Source organism: Leifsonia sp. NPDC058194 (assembly GCF_042883605.1).
Taxonomy (GTDB): Bacteria; Actinomycetota; Actinomycetes; order Actinomycetales; family Microbacteriaceae; genus Leifsonia.
This window is the reverse complement of the sequence record NZ_JBHVVL010000003.1, coordinates 14,461-29,717: the sequence shown is the minus strand read 5'-3', so window position 1 is coordinate 29,717 and position 15,257 is coordinate 14,461. Positions and strand designations below refer to the sequence as shown.

Sequence of the window (15,257 nt, the reverse complement as noted above, 5' to 3'; positions counted from 1 at the left end):
CGCATGGGATGCCGCGTACACGTCCGACGTGTCGAACTGCCTGCTCGCTCCTTGGAGAGTCGCGCCCATACGGGGCCGCGACGTTAAACAAAGGAGAAAGACCTCTTGGAAGGTCCCGAAATCAAATTCGCCGAAGCCGTGCTCGACAACGGCCGCTTCGGCACCCGCACCGTCCGGTTCGAGACCGGACGCCTCGCGCAGCAGGCGCAGGGCGCCGTGGCCGCGTACCTCGACGAGGAGACGATGCTGCTGAGCGCGACGAGCGCCAGCAAGCACCCGAAGGACAACTTCGACTTCTTCCCGCTGACCGTCGACGTGGAGGAGCGCTCCTACGCCGCCGGCAAGATCCCCGGCTCGTTCTTCCGTCGTGAGGGCCGCCCCTCGACCGAGGCGATCCTCGTCTGCCGTCTGATCGACCGGCCGCTGCGCCCGTCGTTCGTCGACGGCCTGCGCAACGAGGTGCAGATCGTCATCACCGTCCTGAGCATCGCTCCGGACGAGTTCTACGACGCTCTCGCCATCAACGCGGCCAGCGCCTCCACGCAGATCTCCGGTCTGCCGTTCTCCGGTCCCGTCGCGGGTGTGCGCCTGGCGCTCATCCCCGGCAACGGACAGCACGAGGACCAGTGGATCGCCTTCCCGAAGGCCTCGCAGCTCGAGGAGGCCGTGTTCGACCTCATCGTCGCCGGCCGCGTCCTCACCAACGAGGACGGCTCCGAGGGCGACGTCGCGATCATGATGGTCGAGGCGGAGGCCACCGAGCACAGCTGGAACCTCATCCAGGGCGGCGCCGTCAAGCCGAGCGAAGAGGTCGTCGCACAGGGCCTGGAGGCGGCGAAGCCGTTCATCCGCCAGCTCGTCGGCGCCCAGAACGTCCTCGCGCAGCAGTCCGCGAAGGCGATCGCCGACTACCCGGTGTTCCTGCCGTACTCCAAGGAGACCTACGACAACGTCGCCGGCCTCGCCTACGACGAGCTGGTGAACGTCTACCAGATCGCCGACAAGATCGAGCGTCAGAACGCCGACGACGCCCTCAAGGACCGCGTCAAGGCGGCCCTCGCCGAGAAGGTGGAGGCGGGCGTCCTCGACGCCGAGGTCCTCACCCAGTTCTCGGCGGCGTACAAGTCCGTCTCGAAGGTGGTCATGCGCGGCCGTGTGCTGCGCGAGGGCATCCGCATCGACGGCCGCGGCCTGACCGACATCCGTCCGCTCGACGCCGAGGTGCAGGTCATCCCGCGCGTCCACGGCTCGGCGATCTTCCAGCGCGGCGAGACCCAGATCCTGGGCGTCACCACGCTGAACATGCTCAAGATGGAGCAGCAGATCGACTCGCTGTCGCCGGTCACCAAGAAGCGCTACCTGCACCACTACAACTTCCCGCCCTACTCGACCGGTGAGACCGGTCGCGTCGGTTCGCCGAAGCGTCGCGAGATCGGGCACGGCTTCCTCGCCGAGCGCGCCCTCGTGCCGGTGCTGCCGAGCCGCGAGGAGTTCCCCTACGCGATCCGTCAGGTGTCCGAGGCCCTCAGCTCCAACGGGTCGACCTCGATGGGCTCCGTCTGCGCCTCCACCCTGTCGCTGCTGAACGCCGGTGTGCCGCTGCGCGCCCCGGTCGCCGGCATCGCCATGGGCCTGATCTCCGACGTCGTCGACGGTGAGACCCGCTACGCGGCCCTCACCGACATCCTGGGCGCCGAGGACGCGCTCGGCGACATGGACTTCAAGGTCGCCGGTACGAGCGAGTTCGTCACCGCCATCCAGCTCGACACCAAGCTCGACGGCATCCCCTCGTCGGTCCTGGCCGGCGCGCTGAAGCAGGCGAAGGATGCCCGCACGACGATCCTCAGCGTCCTGAACGCCGCGATCGACGCGCCCGACGAGATGGCCCCGACCGCGCCCCGCGTGATCTCGGTCCAGATCCCGGTCGACAAGATCGGCGAGCTGATCGGCCCGAAGGGCAAGACGATCAACGCGATCCAGGACGAGACCGGCGCCGACATCTCCATCGAGGAGGACGGCACCGTCTACATCGGCGCCGTCGACGGCCCCTCGGCCGAGGCCGCCCGCGCGCAGGTCAACGCGATCGCGAACCCGACCAACCCGGAGATCGGCGAGCAGTTCCTCGGAACCGTCGTCAAGATCGCCGCGTTCGGTGCGTTCGTCTCGCTCCTGCCGGGCAAGGACGGCCTGCTGCACATCTCCGAGGTGCGCAAGCTCGCCGGTGGCAAGCGCGTCGAGAACGTCGAGGACGTGCTCGGCGTCGGCCAGAAGATCCTGGTGGAGATCACCAAGATCGACGACCGCGGCAAGCTCTCGCTCGCCCCGGTGATCGCCGACGAGGCCGACACCCACGGCCGCGACGCCGCTTCCGAGGGCCCCTCGGAGCCGGCGGAGGGTTGATCCCCGCTCGCTGATCCAGCACACGAAGGCCGCGCCGACCTCTGGTCGACGCGGCCTTCGCGCGTTCCCGGCCGCCGAGACGGCACGAAGTACACGCAAAAACGCCGAGGGGGCGAAGAGTTCGCCGCCTCGACGCTAGTCGCGGGTGAGGAGGGGGCGGAGGCGGTACGGGATGAGCTCGCCCATGTCGAGCGAGGTCTCGGCGCGCACGACGCCCGCCGTCGACTGGATCGCGCCCGTGATCCGGAAGAGGTCCTCCGCATCTCGGCTCACCACGCGCAGCAGGAGGTCGGAGGCCCCGGAGAGCCCGTGGGCCTCCACGATCTCGGGGATCCCCGCCAGATGCTCCACGATGGAGGCGAGCAATTGCTGCTGCACGTGGACGGTCACATAGGCGGCGAGCGGGTAGCCCGCCGCACGGGCGTCGATGCGCCGCTCGAACGACAGGAACGCCCCGCTGCGCTCCAGTTCGGAGACCCGCGCCTGCACGGTGTTCCGGCTGAGCCCGAGGCGGTCGGCGAGGGAGACGTTGGTCGACCGCGGCTCGTCGGCGAGGGCGACGAGGATGCGGCGGTCGGTGCTGTCGAACGTGCGCATAGTGTGAAAGCTAGCACCGCTCACGGCGACGGGATAGTGCAGGCTGCACGGTCGACACGCCGCTGGTTGTGCGTCCTGATCGCGCAGCGTAGCCTTCCGATTAATTCCGGCAAAGGGGCCGGAGGCCGGAGCGGCCCGTCACGAGCGGACCGCCCCGGGCATGAGAGTGAAGGTTGCGTGAACCGTGACGATCGACAATCAGCCTGGTGTGCACCTCGGCCGCGACGGCGGCTTCGATGACGTGCGGCTCCCCGCGGGAGCCGACACCGTCCAGCTCCTGACGCCGGCGGGGGAGCGGCTGAGCGACGACCGGTACGACGGGTGGGTCTCGGACATCGGCGCCGACCAGCTGCTCGACCTCTACGAGGACATGGTGGTCATCCGGCGCATCGACGCCGAGGCGACCGCGCTGCAGCGCCAGGGCGAGCTGGGCCTCTGGCCGCCCCTCCTCGGCCAGGAGGCCTCTCAGATCGGATCCGGACGCGCCCTGCGCTCCGACGACTTCGTCTTCTCCAGCTACCGCGAGCACGGCGTGGCCTACTGCCGCGGCGCCGGCCTGGTCGACCTGCTGCGCGTATGGCGCGGCACGACCCAGAGCGGCTGGAACCCGTACGACATCAACATGGCGACGCCGCAGGTCATCATCGGCGCCCAGACCCTGCACGCGACGGGCTACGCGCTCGGCATCCAGGCGGACGGCACCGACGCCGTCGCCGTCGCCTACTTCGGCGACGGAGCGACGAGCGAGGGCGACGTCAACGAGGCGCTGATCTTCGCCGCGACCTACGCCGCGCCCGTCGTGTTCTTCTGCCAGAACAACCAGTACGCGATCTCGGAGCCGGTCGCCCTGCAGGCGCAGCGCCCGATCTCCGAGCGTGCCCCCGGCTTCGGCGTGCCGAGCATCCGGGTCGACGGCAACGACGTGCTGGCGGTGCTCGCGGCCTCCCGTGCCGCCCTCGACCGGGCCCGCTCGGGAGGCGGTCCGACGTTCATCGAGGCCGTCACCTACCGGATGGGTCCGCACACGACCGCGGACGATCCCACCCGTTACCGCGACCCCGCGGAGCTGGACGAGTGGCGCGGCCGCGATCCGATCGCCCGGGTGGAGGCCCACCTCGACGCGCAGGGACGGCTCGACGAGTCGCGCCTCACGAGCATCCACGCGAAGGCGGACAGCGTCGCCGCCGAGATGCGCGCCGGCTGCCTCGCCCTGCGCGACCCCGACCCGCTCACCGTGTTCGACAACGTCTACGCGGAGCCGCACACCGGGCTCGCCCGCCAGCGCGACCACTACTCGCGGTACCTCCGCACGTTCGTCGGCGGTGACGGTCGATGACGACGCTCACGATGGCGAAGGCCATCAACGCGGGTCTCCGCACCGCCCTGGCGAACGACCCCCACGTGGTGCTGATGGGAGAGGACATCGGCACGCTCGGCGGCGTGTTCCGCGTGACGGACGGCCTGCAGACCGAGTTCGGCCCGCGCCGGGTGATGGATTCGCCGCTGGCCGAGTCCGGCATCCTGGGCACGGCGGTCGGGATGGCGTTCCGCGGCTACCGGCCGGTGGTCGAGATCCAGTTCGACGGCTTCGTCTACCCGGCGTTCGACCAGATCGTCAGCCAGGTCGCGCGCATGCACTACCGCACCGACGGCGCGGTGCGCATGCCGATCACGATCCGCGTGCCGTTCGCGGGGGGCATCGGCGCGGCCGAGCACCACTCCGACTCGCCCGAGGCGTACTTCGCGCACGCGGCGGGACTGCGGGTGGTGAGCCCCTCCGACCCGCAGGACGCGTACACGCTCATCCAGCAGGCCATCGCCTCCGACGACCCCGTGCTCTACTTCGAGCCGAAGCGCCGCTACCACGCCAAGGGCGAGGTGGATGTCGACTCCGCTCTGGCGGACGCCCGCCCGATGGGCACGGCGCGCGTGGTCGCGACCGGTGGCGACGTGACCCTGGTCACCTACGGCGGGCTGGTGCAGCTCGCACGGGACGCCGCGGTCGCCGCCGGAGACGAGGGCGTATCGGTCGAAGTGATCGACCTGCGTTCGCTCTCGCCCCTCGACCTGGACACCGTGGTCGCGTCCGTCCGCAAGACCGGGCGCCTGGTGGTCACGCACGAGGCCGCCCTCTCCGGAGGGCTCGGGGCGGAGATCTCGGCCTCGATCACCGAACGCTGCTTCTACCAGCTCGAGCACGCCCCGGTGCGGGTCACCGGGCACGACATCCCCTACCCGGCGGCGCGGCTGGAGGGCGCGCACCTGCCCGACCTCGACCGCATCCTGGACGGCATCGACCGTGCGATGGACCGGCCGAACTCGCTCTCGGGGGTGGAGGACTGATGGCGGTCAAGGACTTCTCGCTGCCGGATCTCGGCGAAGGCCTCACGGAGTCGGAGCTGGTCAGCTGGAAGGTCTCGGTCGGCGACAGCGTGCACCTGAACCAGATCATCGCGGAGGTCGAGACGGCGAAGGCGCTCGTAGAGCTGCCCGCGCCGTACGACGGACGCGTCTCGCGGCTGTACGTCGAACCGGGCGTGACGGTCGCAGTGGGGGAGCCCCTCGTCGCCTTCGAGGTGGCGGGAGCCGAGCCGGAGGAGGCGCCTGCGCCGGCACCGGACGACCGGTCGGACGCGCCCGAGCCGACGCTCGTCGGCTATGGCGCGCGACCGGACGCGACGACCCGGCCCGCACGGCGTGCGCGACCGGGACTGGCCCGGCCGGAGCCGGCAGAGCCCGCCGCCGTCGCCGCGCCCGCTCCGACACCTGTCGCCGTGGCCGAGCGGCCGCTGGCGACCCCGCCGGTCCGCAGGCTGGCCCGCGAGCGCGGCATCGACCTCGGAGCCGTCACGGGGACGGGCGCGCGCGGCCTGATCACCCGTCAGGATCTCGACGCCGTGGCGTCGGCCGCTCCCGCTGCGTCCGGCGGGTCGGAGCGTCTCCCGGCCTCCGCGGCATCGACCGCGCCGGCGCGCGGCGAGGTGCGCATCCCGATCAAGGGCGTGCGCAAGGCGACCGCCGAGGCGATGGTCCGCAGCGCGTTCACCGCGCCGCAGGCCACCGTCTTCCTCACCGTCGACGTCACGGCGACGTCGGAGCTCGTCGAGCGTCTGCGCGCACGGACCGCGGACGACGAGGCCCGTCCCGGCCTGCTCGCCGTCGTGGCCAAGGCGCTCTGCCTCGCGATCCGCCGCACGCCGGAGGTGAACTCCCGATGGGACGACGCCGCTCAGGAGATCGTGCAGTCGGGTGCCGTGCATCTCGGCATCGCAGCCGCCACGCCACGCGGCCTGCTCGTGCCGGTGGTGCGGGATGCCGACCTGCTCCCGCTCGCCGACCTCGCCGGTGCGGTCCGCACGCTGGCGGAGACGGCCCGAGCAGGACGTACGGCGCCTGCGGAACTCTCCGGCGGCACGATCACGATCACCAACGTCGGCGTCTTCGGGGTCGACGCGGGAACACCCATCGTGACGCCGGGGGAGGCGGCCATCCTTGCCCTGGGCGCGGTCCGGCGTCAGCCGTGGGAGCACGACGGCGGCATCGCACTGCGCGATGTGCTCACGCTGGCGCTGTCGTTCGACCACCGGATCGTCGACGGTCAGCAGGCCTCCCGGCTGCTTGCCGACGTGGGCCGCATCCTGAACGACCCGGCGTCGGTGCTCGCCCTGGTGTGACCGCCGGAGCCGTCAGGGGGAGGTGTCGTCAGGCGTGCAGCGCCGCGTTGAGCTCGACGCCCGAGCCGGCGCGGCGCAGCACCTCGACGGCGCCCGAGACGGAGTTGCGGCGGAAGAGCAGCCCGGGAACGCCCGAGAGCTCGACGGCCTTGATCGTCTGCGGCCGTCCATCCGCGGTCGGTGCGGAGTCGACGACGACGACCTTCGTGCCGGCCGTGACGTAGAGACCCGCCTCGACGACCGAGTCGTCGCCGATCGAGATGCCGATTCCGGAGTTCGCTCCCAGCAGCGCCCGCTCGCCGATCGCGACGCGCTGCGTGCCGCCGCCGGAGAGGGTGCCCATGATGGAGGCGCCGCCGCCGATGTCCGAGCCGTCGCCCACGACGACGCCCTGCGAGATGCGGCCCTCGACCATCGAGGAGCCGAGCGTACCCGCGTTGAAGTTGACGAAGCCTTCGTGCATCACGGTCGTGCCGGGTGCCAGGTGCGCGCCGAGTCGCACGCGCGACGCATCGGCGATGCGGACCCGGTCGGGAGTCACGTAGTCGAGCAGCCGCGGGAACTTGTCGATGCCCGTGACGTGGATCCCTGCCCGCTGCAGTGCGGGGCGGAGGCGGTCGAAGTCGGCCGGGAGCACCGGGCCGGCGTTCGTCCAGGTGACGATCGGCAGGTGGCCGAAGACGCCGTCGAGATTCAGGGTGTTCGGCGCGGCGAGCAGGTGCGAGAGGAGGTGCAGACGCAGGTACGCATCGGGCGTCGAGGCCGGTGCGGCGTCCAGGTCGATCTCGACCGTGACGGTGTCGATGCGCACGTTGCGACGGGCGTCCTCGCCGGCCAGGGCCTCCAGGTCGGCCGGGGCGATCCACGGCTCGCGTCCGGCCGGGATGCGGCCGAGCTGCGGGGAGGGGAACCAGGTGTCGAGCACCGTGCCGTCGCCGGCGACGGTCGCGAGCCCGTAGCCCCAGGCGGTGCGGGCGGTGGCGGGCGCGGCGGACTCGTCAGCAATCTCGGAAGGCATGGCTCTAGATTAGTAGGGTGCCTCTCGACCTCACCGCCACCTCCACCGACCTCACCCGCCAGATCTGCGACATCGAGTCCGTGTCAGGAAACGAGAAGGAGCTCGCCGACGCGATCGAGGCGGCCCTCTCCGGTCTCGCCCACCTCGAGGTGATCCGGGATGGCGACACCATCGTCGCCCGCACGAACCTCGGCCGCGAGCGCCGCGCGATCATCGCCGGTCACATCGACACCGTTCCGCTCAACGACAACCTGCCGACCCGGTTCGAGACCGAGAGCGGCATCACCTACCTGTGGGGGCGCGGCACCGTCGACATGAAGGCCGGAACGGCCGTGCAGCTCAAGCTCGCCGCCGAGCTCACCGACCCCGCGATCGACGTGACCTGGATGTGGTACGACCACGAGGAGGTCAACGCCGAGCTCAACGGTCTCAACCGGCTGTCGCGCAACCGGCCCGACCTCTTCGTCGGCGACTTCGCGATCCTCGGCGAACCGAGCAACGGCGTCGTCGAGGGCGGCTGCAACGGCAACCTGCGCGTGGAGGTCCGCACCTACGGGCTGCGGTCGCACTCGGCCCGCGGCTGGGTCGGCGACAACGCCATCCACAAGGCGGCGCCCATCCTCGACATCCTCGCCGCCTACCAGGCGCGCGAGGTGGAGGTCGACGGTCTCGTGTACCGCGAGGGGCTCAACGCGGTCGGGATCTCCGGCGGCATCGCGGGCAACATCATCCCCGACGAGTGCATGGTCCACATCAACTACCGGTTCGCGCCCTCCCGCAGCTCCCAGGAGGCCATCGACCACATGCACGAGCTGTTCGGCGACTACGACATCACGGTCGTCGACCGGGCGGACGGCGCACGGCCCGGGCTGGACGCTCCGCTCGCGCAGGAGTTCGTCGCCGCGGTCGGCGGCGTCGCCAAGCCGAAGTACGGCTGGACGGACGTCGCGCGGTTCAGCGCCCTCGGCATCCCCGCTGTCAACTACGGCCCGGGCGATCCGCTGAAGGCGCATGCCGACGACGAGCGCGTCGACGTGGAGCAGATCGTCGCGGTGGAGGCGGGACTCCGTGCCTGGCTCACCGGCTCCGGCGCCCGCTGAGCCGGCCGCCGCGGTCCACTCCGCGGCGCAGCCTGCTCGATGGTGGACCCTCTGGTGGGTCCGGGTGCTCGCGATCTTCGTCGCCAGCCGCGTCGTCACGACGATCATCCTGCTGATCTTCGCGGCCAACCAGGGGCAGAACCCCTGGACCGGCCCGAAGCCCGACTACTTCTCGTTCGCGACCATCTGGGACGGCCTCTGGTACAACATCGTCGCCGTCTCGGGCTATCCGTCGACGCTGCCGACCGACGGGGTCCACGTCACCGAGAACGCCTGGGCGTTCATGCCGGTGTACCCGGGCGTCGTCGACGCCGTGATGTTCGTGACGCGGCTCTCGTGGGCGCCCGCGGCGGTGCTGGTGTCGGTCGCCTGCGCGGCGGGCGCCGCGCTCGTCCTGCACCGGCTGCTGCGCCGGGTCGGGCTCTCGGAGTCCACCGCTCTCTTCGCGATCGTGCTGTTCTGCGTCGCGCCGGTGTCGCCGCTCTTCCAGCTCGCCTACGCCGAGTCGCTCTACATCCTGCTGGTCGCGGTCGCGCTGCTGCTGCTCGTGGAGCGGCGGTACGGCTGGCTGTTCCCGGTCACCCTGGTGATGGCCTTCACCCGGCCGAGCGGGCTCGCGTTCGCCCTCGCCCTCGGCCTCCACGTCGTCTACCGCTGGGTACGCCGCCGCGAGGACCCGTTCCCGGTCCGGGAGCGGGTGCTCAGTGTGTCCCTGGCGGTGTTCAGCGGGCTGGCCGGCCTCGCCTGGCCGGTGATCGCGGGGATCGCGACGGGGTCGTGGACGGCCTACACCGACACCGAGCTCGCCTGGCGCGCCGCGTACATCGGATACGTCCACCTCGTCCCGTTCGCCCCGTGGTTCCAGGGGGCCGAGTGGTGGTCGACCGTCATGCTCGGCCTGCCCGGCTGGCTGGGCATCGCGGTCCTCGTCGTCATCGTTGCGCTGTACGTCGTGCTGCTGTTCTCGCCCGCGGTGCGCCGGCTCGGCCCCGACCTGCTCTTCTGGGTGATCGCGTACTCGGTGTACCTCTTCGCCGTGTTCTTCCCCCAGTCGAGCACGTTCCGCCTCCTGATGCCGCTCTTCCCGCTGCTCGGCGCTCTGGCGCTGCCACGCAGTCGCGTCTACCGGGTCGGGATGGTCGTGCTCTTCGTCGCCATGCAGGTCGGCTGGATCGCGATCTGCTGGGGTGTCGCGGGTGCCGATTGGTCGCCGCCGTGATCTCTGCGACCTTCGGCGTACGCTCTCGATTTCCACAGGTCGGCGCCGATGTCGGATAATAGGGGGACATCCACGAAAGGGGAGCTGCATGGCGGCCATGAAGCCGAGGACCGGGGACGGGCCAATGGAGGCTGTGAAGGAGGGACGGCTCATCATCGTGCGTGTGCCGCTCGAAGGTGGCGGACGACTGGTGGTCTCCGTCAACGACGCGGAAGCCAAAGAACTCCACGACGCTCTGGCGAGCGTCGTGAGTGCCTCCTGAACCAGAACACGAAAGAACGGACCCTGAGCAGTCAGGGTCCGTTCGTCGTTTCTACTGGGCGAGCTTGGTGAGCTGAAGCAGCCCGTCGCCCGCGGGGGAGAGGGCGCTGATCACGGCGCCGGAGCGCGCGGTCTCGGTGATGAGCGTGCGGAAACCGGTGGCGACGTCGTCGCGCGCGGCCGGGTCCGCCACCCGTCCGCGCCACAGTGCGTGGGCCACGAGGACGGTGCCGCCCGGGCGCACCAGGCGCAGGCCGTGCTCGACGTACTCGATCACCGACTGCGGGTCGGCGTCGATGAAGACGATGTCGTAGGAGTTCTCGTTCATGCGCGGCAGCACGTCGAGAGCGCGCCCCGTGATGAGCCGGACGCGGTTCGACGCGACGCCGGCCTCGGTGAAGAAGGTCCGCGCGTGCTGCTGGTGGTCGAGCTCCTGATCGATGGAGGTGAGCTGGGCGTTCGACCCGCCCGTCAGCAGCCAGAGGCCGGAGACGCCGACGCCGGTGCCGATCTCCACGATGTTCTGCGCAGCGGTCGCGGCGACCACGATGGCCGCCTGCGCGCCGGTGCTCGGGGCGATCGGCTCGACTCCCAGCTCCAGCGACTGCTGGCGTGCCCGCACGATCACGTCGCTCTCGACGATCACATCGTCGGAGAATCTCCAGTTCGAGTCCTTGTCTGACACAGTGCTCCTTGCCTCCGGTCCAGGATACGGCCCGCGAACCCAGCTTCCGCGCACGCCAGGCGCGATACTCTTGACCCGTGTTCGGACTGACCTTTGACAAGCTGCTCATCGTGGCGGTGATCGCAGCGTTCGTCATCGGTCCCGAGCGCCTGCCGCTCTACGCCGGCAAGCTGGGTCAGTTCGTGCGATCGCTGCGCGACTTCGCGAACGGCGCGAAGACGCGCATGCGCGACGAGATGGGCCCGGAGTTCGACGAGGTCGACTGGAAGAAGCTCGACCCGCGGCAGTACGACCCGCGCCGCATCATCCGCGAGGCCCTCCTCGAGGACGCCCCGGCACCGTCGAGCGCCATCAAGCCCGCGAGCCCCGTCGCCGCCGCCCGCCGTGCCCTGCCCGCCGGCGCCCTGCCCCCGTTCGACGCCGAATCCACCTAGCCCGCGTCGGCGCGGAGCGCGGTCGGAGCCCACGACGGCCAGTCCGGCTCGCCGAGTGGAAGACCATGCTCGTACGTGGCGACGAGGCGGAACGGACTGCGCGCACTGCCGTTGTCGAAGAACTCGGTTCGGTCAGCACTCGATCGTGCGCGCGCGACGAGGTGCCACAACCGTGCGTGCCGGTCGCGGATCTTCTGCTCGGGCACATCGTGTCCGCCGGCGCGCACCCGCTCGGCCACGCGGCGCACGCTCACCTCGACGGGGACGAGCATCACATGCAGATGCACCAGGTATCCGCGAGAAAGCGCCGCATCGAGGAGCTCGAGCTTGCTGGGGTGGCTGAAGACCGTCTCGGTGATGAAGGACGTGCCCTTCTCGAGAAGCCGAGACCGTTCCTCGGCTGCGGCCCGCGAGGCATCGTAGGCATGCGCGGCTTGAGCATCCGGCCATCGTTCGGCGGCGATCACATCCGCGTTCACGAAGGGGAGACGGGTCACGGGCCCGAGAAGACGATCGACATAGGTGGACTTGCCGGAGCCGTTGGGGCCGGCGAGCAGATGGAGGACGGGCACGTGTCAGGCGCCGGTGGTGCCGTCTCGGACGACCGCGTCGCCGTTCTCGTCTGCGTCGGTCCAGGATCGTCCGGCCTGTGTGAACTCCGCGGCGAGATCCAGGCGAGCGAGACGCTTGCTCATCTCTTCGTCCCAGATCGCCCGCACGATGGCCTGGCCGCGCTCCCCGAGATCGTCATAGGCCGCGTCTCCCGCGAGCACCCGCTGGATGTCACGCTGGCTCGTGCCCGGAGACGCTTCGAGCTCGCGTCCGATCCTCGCCCAGTGGCTGATCTGCTGCGCGGCGCTGCGGCTGGCTACCGCGCCGACGGCCTTGGCGGCCTCGAACAAGTCGCCGTCCATCCGCATCGGCATCGTGTGACCCATGCACCCAGTGTAGCGAAGTGCTACAGCAAAGTGGGTTCGCGCGGGTGAGAAGTGTCGAGTCTGTCGCGAGCTGGCGGGGCCGCGCATCCAATACGATGCCGACATGATCGCATCGGAGCAGACGCTCACCCGGCCGACGGTCGCGCGCTACGCCATCGGCTCCCTCGGCACCGGCGGCTTCTCGACGCTTCCCGGGCTCGTGCTGGTCTACTACCTGACGGACAGCCTCGGTGTGGCCGCGCTGGTCGCGGGTGTCGTCGTCACGGTCGCGAAGGTGTGGGATGTGATCATCGACCCGGTGATCGGCGCCCGCAGCGACCGGATGCTGGCCGTGCGCGGGTCGCGCCGCCCGATGATGGTGCTGGGCGCGATCACCCTCCCGGTCTTCTTCCTGCTCACCTTCGCCGTGCCGCACGGCGTGCCGGAGGTGCCGGCGGCGGCGTGGGTGCTGATCGCGTTCGTCCTCACCGCGACCTCGTTCAGCCTCTTCCAGGTGCCGTACATCGCGCTGCCCGCCGAGCTGGCGAGCGGCTACGACGAGCGCACCCGGCTGCTGACCTGGCGTGTCGTCGTGCTGACCCTCGCGATCCTGCTGTTCGGTGCGGGAGGCCCGGCGCTGCGGTCCCTGGGCGGCTATCCCGTGATGGCGCTGATCGCCGGCGTCGTGATCGGGGCCGGGATGCTGATCTCCGCCTTCGTCGCCCCGCGGCACGCTCCCGCGACGGTCGCACCGCCGCGGGAGCCGATCCTCACGACGCTCCGCACGAACTACGCCGCCGGCGTGCGCGTGCTGCGCGACAGCCAGCCGTTCCGCGCCCTGCTCCTGACCTTCCTGCTCCAGGGCCTCGCGACCGGTCTCATGCTGGCCGGCGCCAACTACGTCGCGACCTGGGTGCTGCACTCGGAGGACGCCGTCACCTTCCTCTTCCTCGCCCTGATCGGGCCGGCGCTCATCGTCACGCCGTTGTGGGGCGTCATCGCCCGTCGCGTGGGCAAGGAGCGCGGCTTCTTCGCTGCGAGCGCGCTCTTCGGTCTCGCCGCCCTGTCGATGGTGGCGCTGCTCTGGGCGCCGGGGGAGTGGGTCTACCTCCCGGTCGCGCTGGCCGGCGCCGCCTACGCCGGAATGCAGTCCCTGCCGATGGCCATGCTCCCCGACGTGATCTCGCACGACGCTCGCCGCAACGGCCCGGGACGCGCCGGGACCTTCGGCGGCATGTGGACCGCGGGCGAGACGACGGGCATGGCGCTCGGTGCGACGGTCCTCACGATCGTGCTGGCCGTCACCGGCTATGTCGTGCGGTCGTCCGATCCCACCGCCCTGGTCGCCGGTGCGACGCAGCCGGCCGCCGCGGTCGCCGGCATCGTGCTCGCCTTCAGCGCCGTGCCCGCCGCCCTCCTCGCCCTCAGCCTCCTCCCCCTCAGCCGCTACCGTCTCCGGAAGGACGACATCGATGGTCTCGTTTGACGCCCGGGCGGTCCTCGCCCGACTCGCCGCCCTGCGTACGGCCGATGCGCCGACCCACGGCGGCCACGTGCTCAGCTACGTCTACGACTCCGGTGTGGCCGAGATCGACGAGCTCGCCGCGGAGGCGATGCGCCTCGTGCAGCCGGTCAACGGGCTCGACCCGACGACGTTCACCTCGGTGGCCGTCATGGAACGGGAGGTGATCGGCTTCGCCCGCGAGCTCCTCCACGGGGGCGACGACGTCGTCGGGTCCGTCACCTCCGGGGGCACGGAGTCCTGCCTCCTGGCCGTCAAGACCGCCAGGGACGCCTGGCGGGCCGCCGGAGGGGAGGGGCGGGCCCGCCTGCTCGCCCCGGTGACCGTCCACGCCGCGTTCCAGAAGGCCGCGGAGTACTTCGACCTCGCCCTCGACCTCGTTCCCGTCGACCCCGCGACCGGCCGGATCGACCCGGACCGCCTGCTGTCCCGGCTCGCACCCGACGTCGCGCTGGTCGTCGTGTCGGCGCCCTCGTATCCCTTCGGGACGCTCGATCCCGTCGAGACCGTCGCGGCGGCCTGTGACGAGGCCGGGGTCGCCCTGCACGTCGACGGCTGCATCGGCGGCTGGATCCTGCCGTTCTGGCGCGACGCCGACGGCGCCGCGCTGCCGCTGTGGGACTTCCGCGTGCCGGGGGTCACGAGCATCTCCGCCGACCTCCACAAGTTCGGCTATGCGCCCAAGGGGGCGAGCGTGCTCCTCCAGCGCGGGCGCGACCGTCAGCGCCTGCAGTACTTCGCGACGACGGGGTGGCCCGGCTACCCGGTCGTCAATCCCACGCTGCTCGGGTCCAAGTCGGCCGCAGCGCTGGCGGCCTCGTGGGCGATCATCCAGGCGCTCGGCGCACGCGGGCTGGCCGAGCTGGCCGACTCGTGCCGCCGCTCGACGGCGGCGCTCGCCGACCTGATCGCCGACATCGAAGGGCTCCGGGTCCTCGGTGAACCGACCGGCCCGCTGCTGGCTGTGACGACCGACGAGGCGCTCCCGGCCGACCGTCGCGTCGATCCGCACCACTGGGCCGACCGCGCCCGGCTGCGCGGCTGGCACCTGCAGCTCCAGCCCGGGCTCACGCAAGAGGACGGCACGCACCTGCCGCACACGACGCACCTCACCATCACGCCCGTCACCGGCAGCCGTCTGGACGAGCTGGAGGGTGCGCTGCGCGGCGCGGCGGACGAGGTGCGCGGCGTGCCGCCGGTCGATCCCACCGTGCTGCTGGGCGCCCTCCCGCCGGGGATCGCGGACGGCCCGCTCGACTCGGACACCGCCGCGGCGGTGCTGCAGGCGGTCGGTATCGGCGGGGGAGGCGACGGCCGGCTCCCCGACGAGCAGGCGCCGCTGCTCGCACTCATCGAGGCGCTGCCGCGGCCCCTGACCGAGCGGCTGCTGGTCGAACTGCTCGCCCGGATCGTCGAACCGGTCTAGCGCC

At 71.1% G+C, this 15,257-nt stretch carries 15 protein-coding genes; 10 read left to right on the top strand and 5 right to left on the bottom strand.

All coding sequences use genetic code 11. The annotated features are described in order from the left end of the window. Window positions 1-105 precede the first annotated feature (105 nt). Entirely contained in the window at window positions 106-2,400 is a 2,295-nt protein-coding gene (locus ACFVU2_RS12260) for a polyribonucleotide nucleotidyltransferase (RefSeq protein ID WP_387874523.1), read from the top strand. Window positions 2,401-2,535: 135 nt separating this feature from the next. Here the strand turns inward: ACFVU2_RS12260 and ACFVU2_RS12255 are convergent, their stop codons facing one another. Then, window positions 2,536-2,997 carry an Lrp/AsnC family transcriptional regulator gene (locus ACFVU2_RS12255; RefSeq protein WP_387874521.1) on the bottom strand — a complete coding sequence of 154 codons (462 nt, stop codon included), beginning with the start codon at window positions 2,995-2,997 and terminating at the stop codon, window positions 2,536-2,538. Between the two features lie 208 nt (window positions 2,998-3,205). On the opposite strand from ACFVU2_RS12255, the gene pdhA reads away from it, so the two are divergent. Genes pdhA through ACFVU2_RS12240 form a run of 3 tightly spaced genes read left to right on the top strand, consistent with a single transcriptional unit; the run spans window position 3,206 to window position 6,671 of the window. Continuing rightward, on the top strand, window positions 3,206-4,333 hold the full coding sequence (gene pdhA, locus ACFVU2_RS12250) for a pyruvate dehydrogenase (acetyl-transferring) E1 component subunit alpha (RefSeq protein ID WP_387875750.1): 1,128 nt from the start codon (window positions 3,206-3,208) through the stop codon (window positions 4,331-4,333). Beyond that, complete coding sequence (locus ACFVU2_RS12245; protein ID WP_387874520.1) at window positions 4,330-5,340, top strand: alpha-ketoacid dehydrogenase subunit beta; 1,011 nt, start codon at window positions 4,330-4,332, stop codon at window positions 5,338-5,340. The genes pdhA and ACFVU2_RS12245 overlap by 4 nt, the downstream gene beginning before the upstream one ends. Continuing rightward, window positions 5,340-6,671, top strand: coding sequence for a dihydrolipoamide acetyltransferase family protein (locus ACFVU2_RS12240; protein WP_387874518.1), 1,332 nt, complete (start codon window positions 5,340-5,342; stop codon window positions 6,669-6,671). The genes ACFVU2_RS12245 and ACFVU2_RS12240 overlap by 1 nt, the downstream gene beginning before the upstream one ends. A 28-nt stretch (window positions 6,672-6,699) precedes the next feature. Here the strand turns inward: ACFVU2_RS12240 and dapD are convergent, their stop codons facing one another. Then, on the bottom strand, window positions 6,700-7,689 hold the full coding sequence (gene dapD / locus ACFVU2_RS12235) for a 2,3,4,5-tetrahydropyridine-2,6-dicarboxylate N-succinyltransferase (protein WP_387874516.1): 990 nt from the start codon (window positions 7,687-7,689) through the stop codon (window positions 6,700-6,702). Between the two features lie 17 nt (window positions 7,690-7,706). On the opposite strand from dapD, the gene dapE reads away from it, so the two are divergent. The 3 genes from dapE to ACFVU2_RS12220 all read left to right on the top strand — a co-directional run bounded on the left by dapE (window position 7,707) and on the right by ACFVU2_RS12220 (window position 10,270). Beyond that, complete coding sequence (gene dapE / locus ACFVU2_RS12230) at window positions 7,707-8,789, top strand: succinyl-diaminopimelate desuccinylase (RefSeq protein WP_387874514.1); 1,083 nt, start codon at window positions 7,707-7,709, stop codon at window positions 8,787-8,789. After that, entirely contained in the window at window positions 8,758-10,008 is a 1,251-nt protein-coding gene (locus tag ACFVU2_RS12225; protein ID WP_387874511.1) for a hypothetical protein, read from the top strand. Before dapE ends, ACFVU2_RS12225 begins: the two co-directional genes overlap by 32 nt. Before the next feature lie 88 nt (window positions 10,009-10,096). Next, window positions 10,097-10,270 (top strand): DUF3117 domain-containing protein, encoded by a 174-nt coding sequence (locus tag ACFVU2_RS12220; protein ID WP_021764147.1) that lies wholly within the window; start codon window positions 10,097-10,099, stop codon window positions 10,268-10,270. 51 nt (window positions 10,271-10,321) lie between these two features. On the opposite strand, the gene ACFVU2_RS12215 is transcribed toward ACFVU2_RS12220, so the two are convergent. Continuing rightward, the gene (locus tag ACFVU2_RS12215; protein WP_387874509.1) at window positions 10,322-10,954 is read right to left on the bottom strand and encodes an O-methyltransferase; all 633 of its coding nucleotides are present in this window, start codon (window positions 10,952-10,954) and stop codon (window positions 10,322-10,324) included. Between the two features lie 77 nt (window positions 10,955-11,031). Here ACFVU2_RS12215 and ACFVU2_RS12210 point away from each other — a divergent pair, with 77 nt between their 5' ends. Further along, a complete protein-coding gene (locus ACFVU2_RS12210; RefSeq protein ID WP_387874507.1) occupies window positions 11,032-11,388 on the top strand; it encodes a Sec-independent protein translocase TatB in 357 nt (118 codons plus the stop codon). Here the strand turns inward: ACFVU2_RS12210 and ACFVU2_RS12205 are convergent. Next, window positions 11,385-11,960 carry an AAA family ATPase gene (locus ACFVU2_RS12205; RefSeq protein ID WP_387874505.1) on the bottom strand — a complete coding sequence of 192 codons (576 nt, stop codon included), beginning with the start codon at window positions 11,958-11,960 and terminating at the stop codon, window positions 11,385-11,387. The genes ACFVU2_RS12210 and ACFVU2_RS12205 overlap by 4 nt on opposite strands. 3 nt (window positions 11,961-11,963) lie before the next feature. Beyond that, on the bottom strand, window positions 11,964-12,326 hold the full coding sequence (locus ACFVU2_RS12200; RefSeq protein WP_387874503.1) for a hypothetical protein: 363 nt from the start codon (window positions 12,324-12,326) through the stop codon (window positions 11,964-11,966). 103 nt (window positions 12,327-12,429) lie between these two features. Between ACFVU2_RS12200 and ACFVU2_RS12195 the strand changes: the two genes are divergently transcribed. Next, window positions 12,430-13,791: an MFS transporter gene (locus ACFVU2_RS12195; RefSeq protein WP_387874501.1), complete on the top strand. Its 1,362-nt coding sequence runs from the start codon at window positions 12,430-12,432 to the stop codon at window positions 13,789-13,791. Beyond that, a complete protein-coding gene (locus ACFVU2_RS12190) occupies window positions 13,778-15,253 on the top strand; it encodes a pyridoxal phosphate-dependent decarboxylase family protein (protein ID WP_387874499.1) in 1,476 nt (491 codons plus the stop codon). Before ACFVU2_RS12195 ends, ACFVU2_RS12190 begins: the two co-directional genes overlap by 14 nt. Window positions 15,254-15,257: the final 4 nt, after the last annotated feature.

Coding starts and splice junctions, on each gene's coding strand:
- ACFVU2_RS12255 (WP_387874521.1), bottom strand. CDS start 2,997: ATGCGCACGTTCGACAGCACCGACCGCCGCATCCTCGTCGCCCTCGCC.
- ACFVU2_RS12245 (WP_387874520.1), top strand. CDS start 4,330: ATGACGACGCTCACGATGGCGAAGGCCATCAACGCGGGTCTCCGCACC.
- ACFVU2_RS12240 (WP_387874518.1), top strand. CDS start 5,340: ATGGCGGTCAAGGACTTCTCGCTGCCGGATCTCGGCGAAGGCCTCACG.
- dapD (WP_387874516.1), bottom strand. CDS start 7,689: ATGCCTTCCGAGATTGCTGACGAGTCCGCCGCGCCCGCCACCGCCCGC.
- ACFVU2_RS12220 (WP_021764147.1), top strand. CDS start 10,097: ATGGCGGCCATGAAGCCGAGGACCGGGGACGGGCCAATGGAGGCTGTG.
- ACFVU2_RS12200 (WP_387874503.1), bottom strand. CDS start 12,326: ATGGGTCACACGATGCCGATGCGGATGGACGGCGACTTGTTCGAGGCC.
- ACFVU2_RS12195 (WP_387874501.1), top strand. CDS start 12,430: ATGATCGCATCGGAGCAGACGCTCACCCGGCCGACGGTCGCGCGCTAC.
- ACFVU2_RS12190 (WP_387874499.1), top strand. CDS start 13,778: ATGGTCTCGTTTGACGCCCGGGCGGTCCTCGCCCGACTCGCCGCCCTG.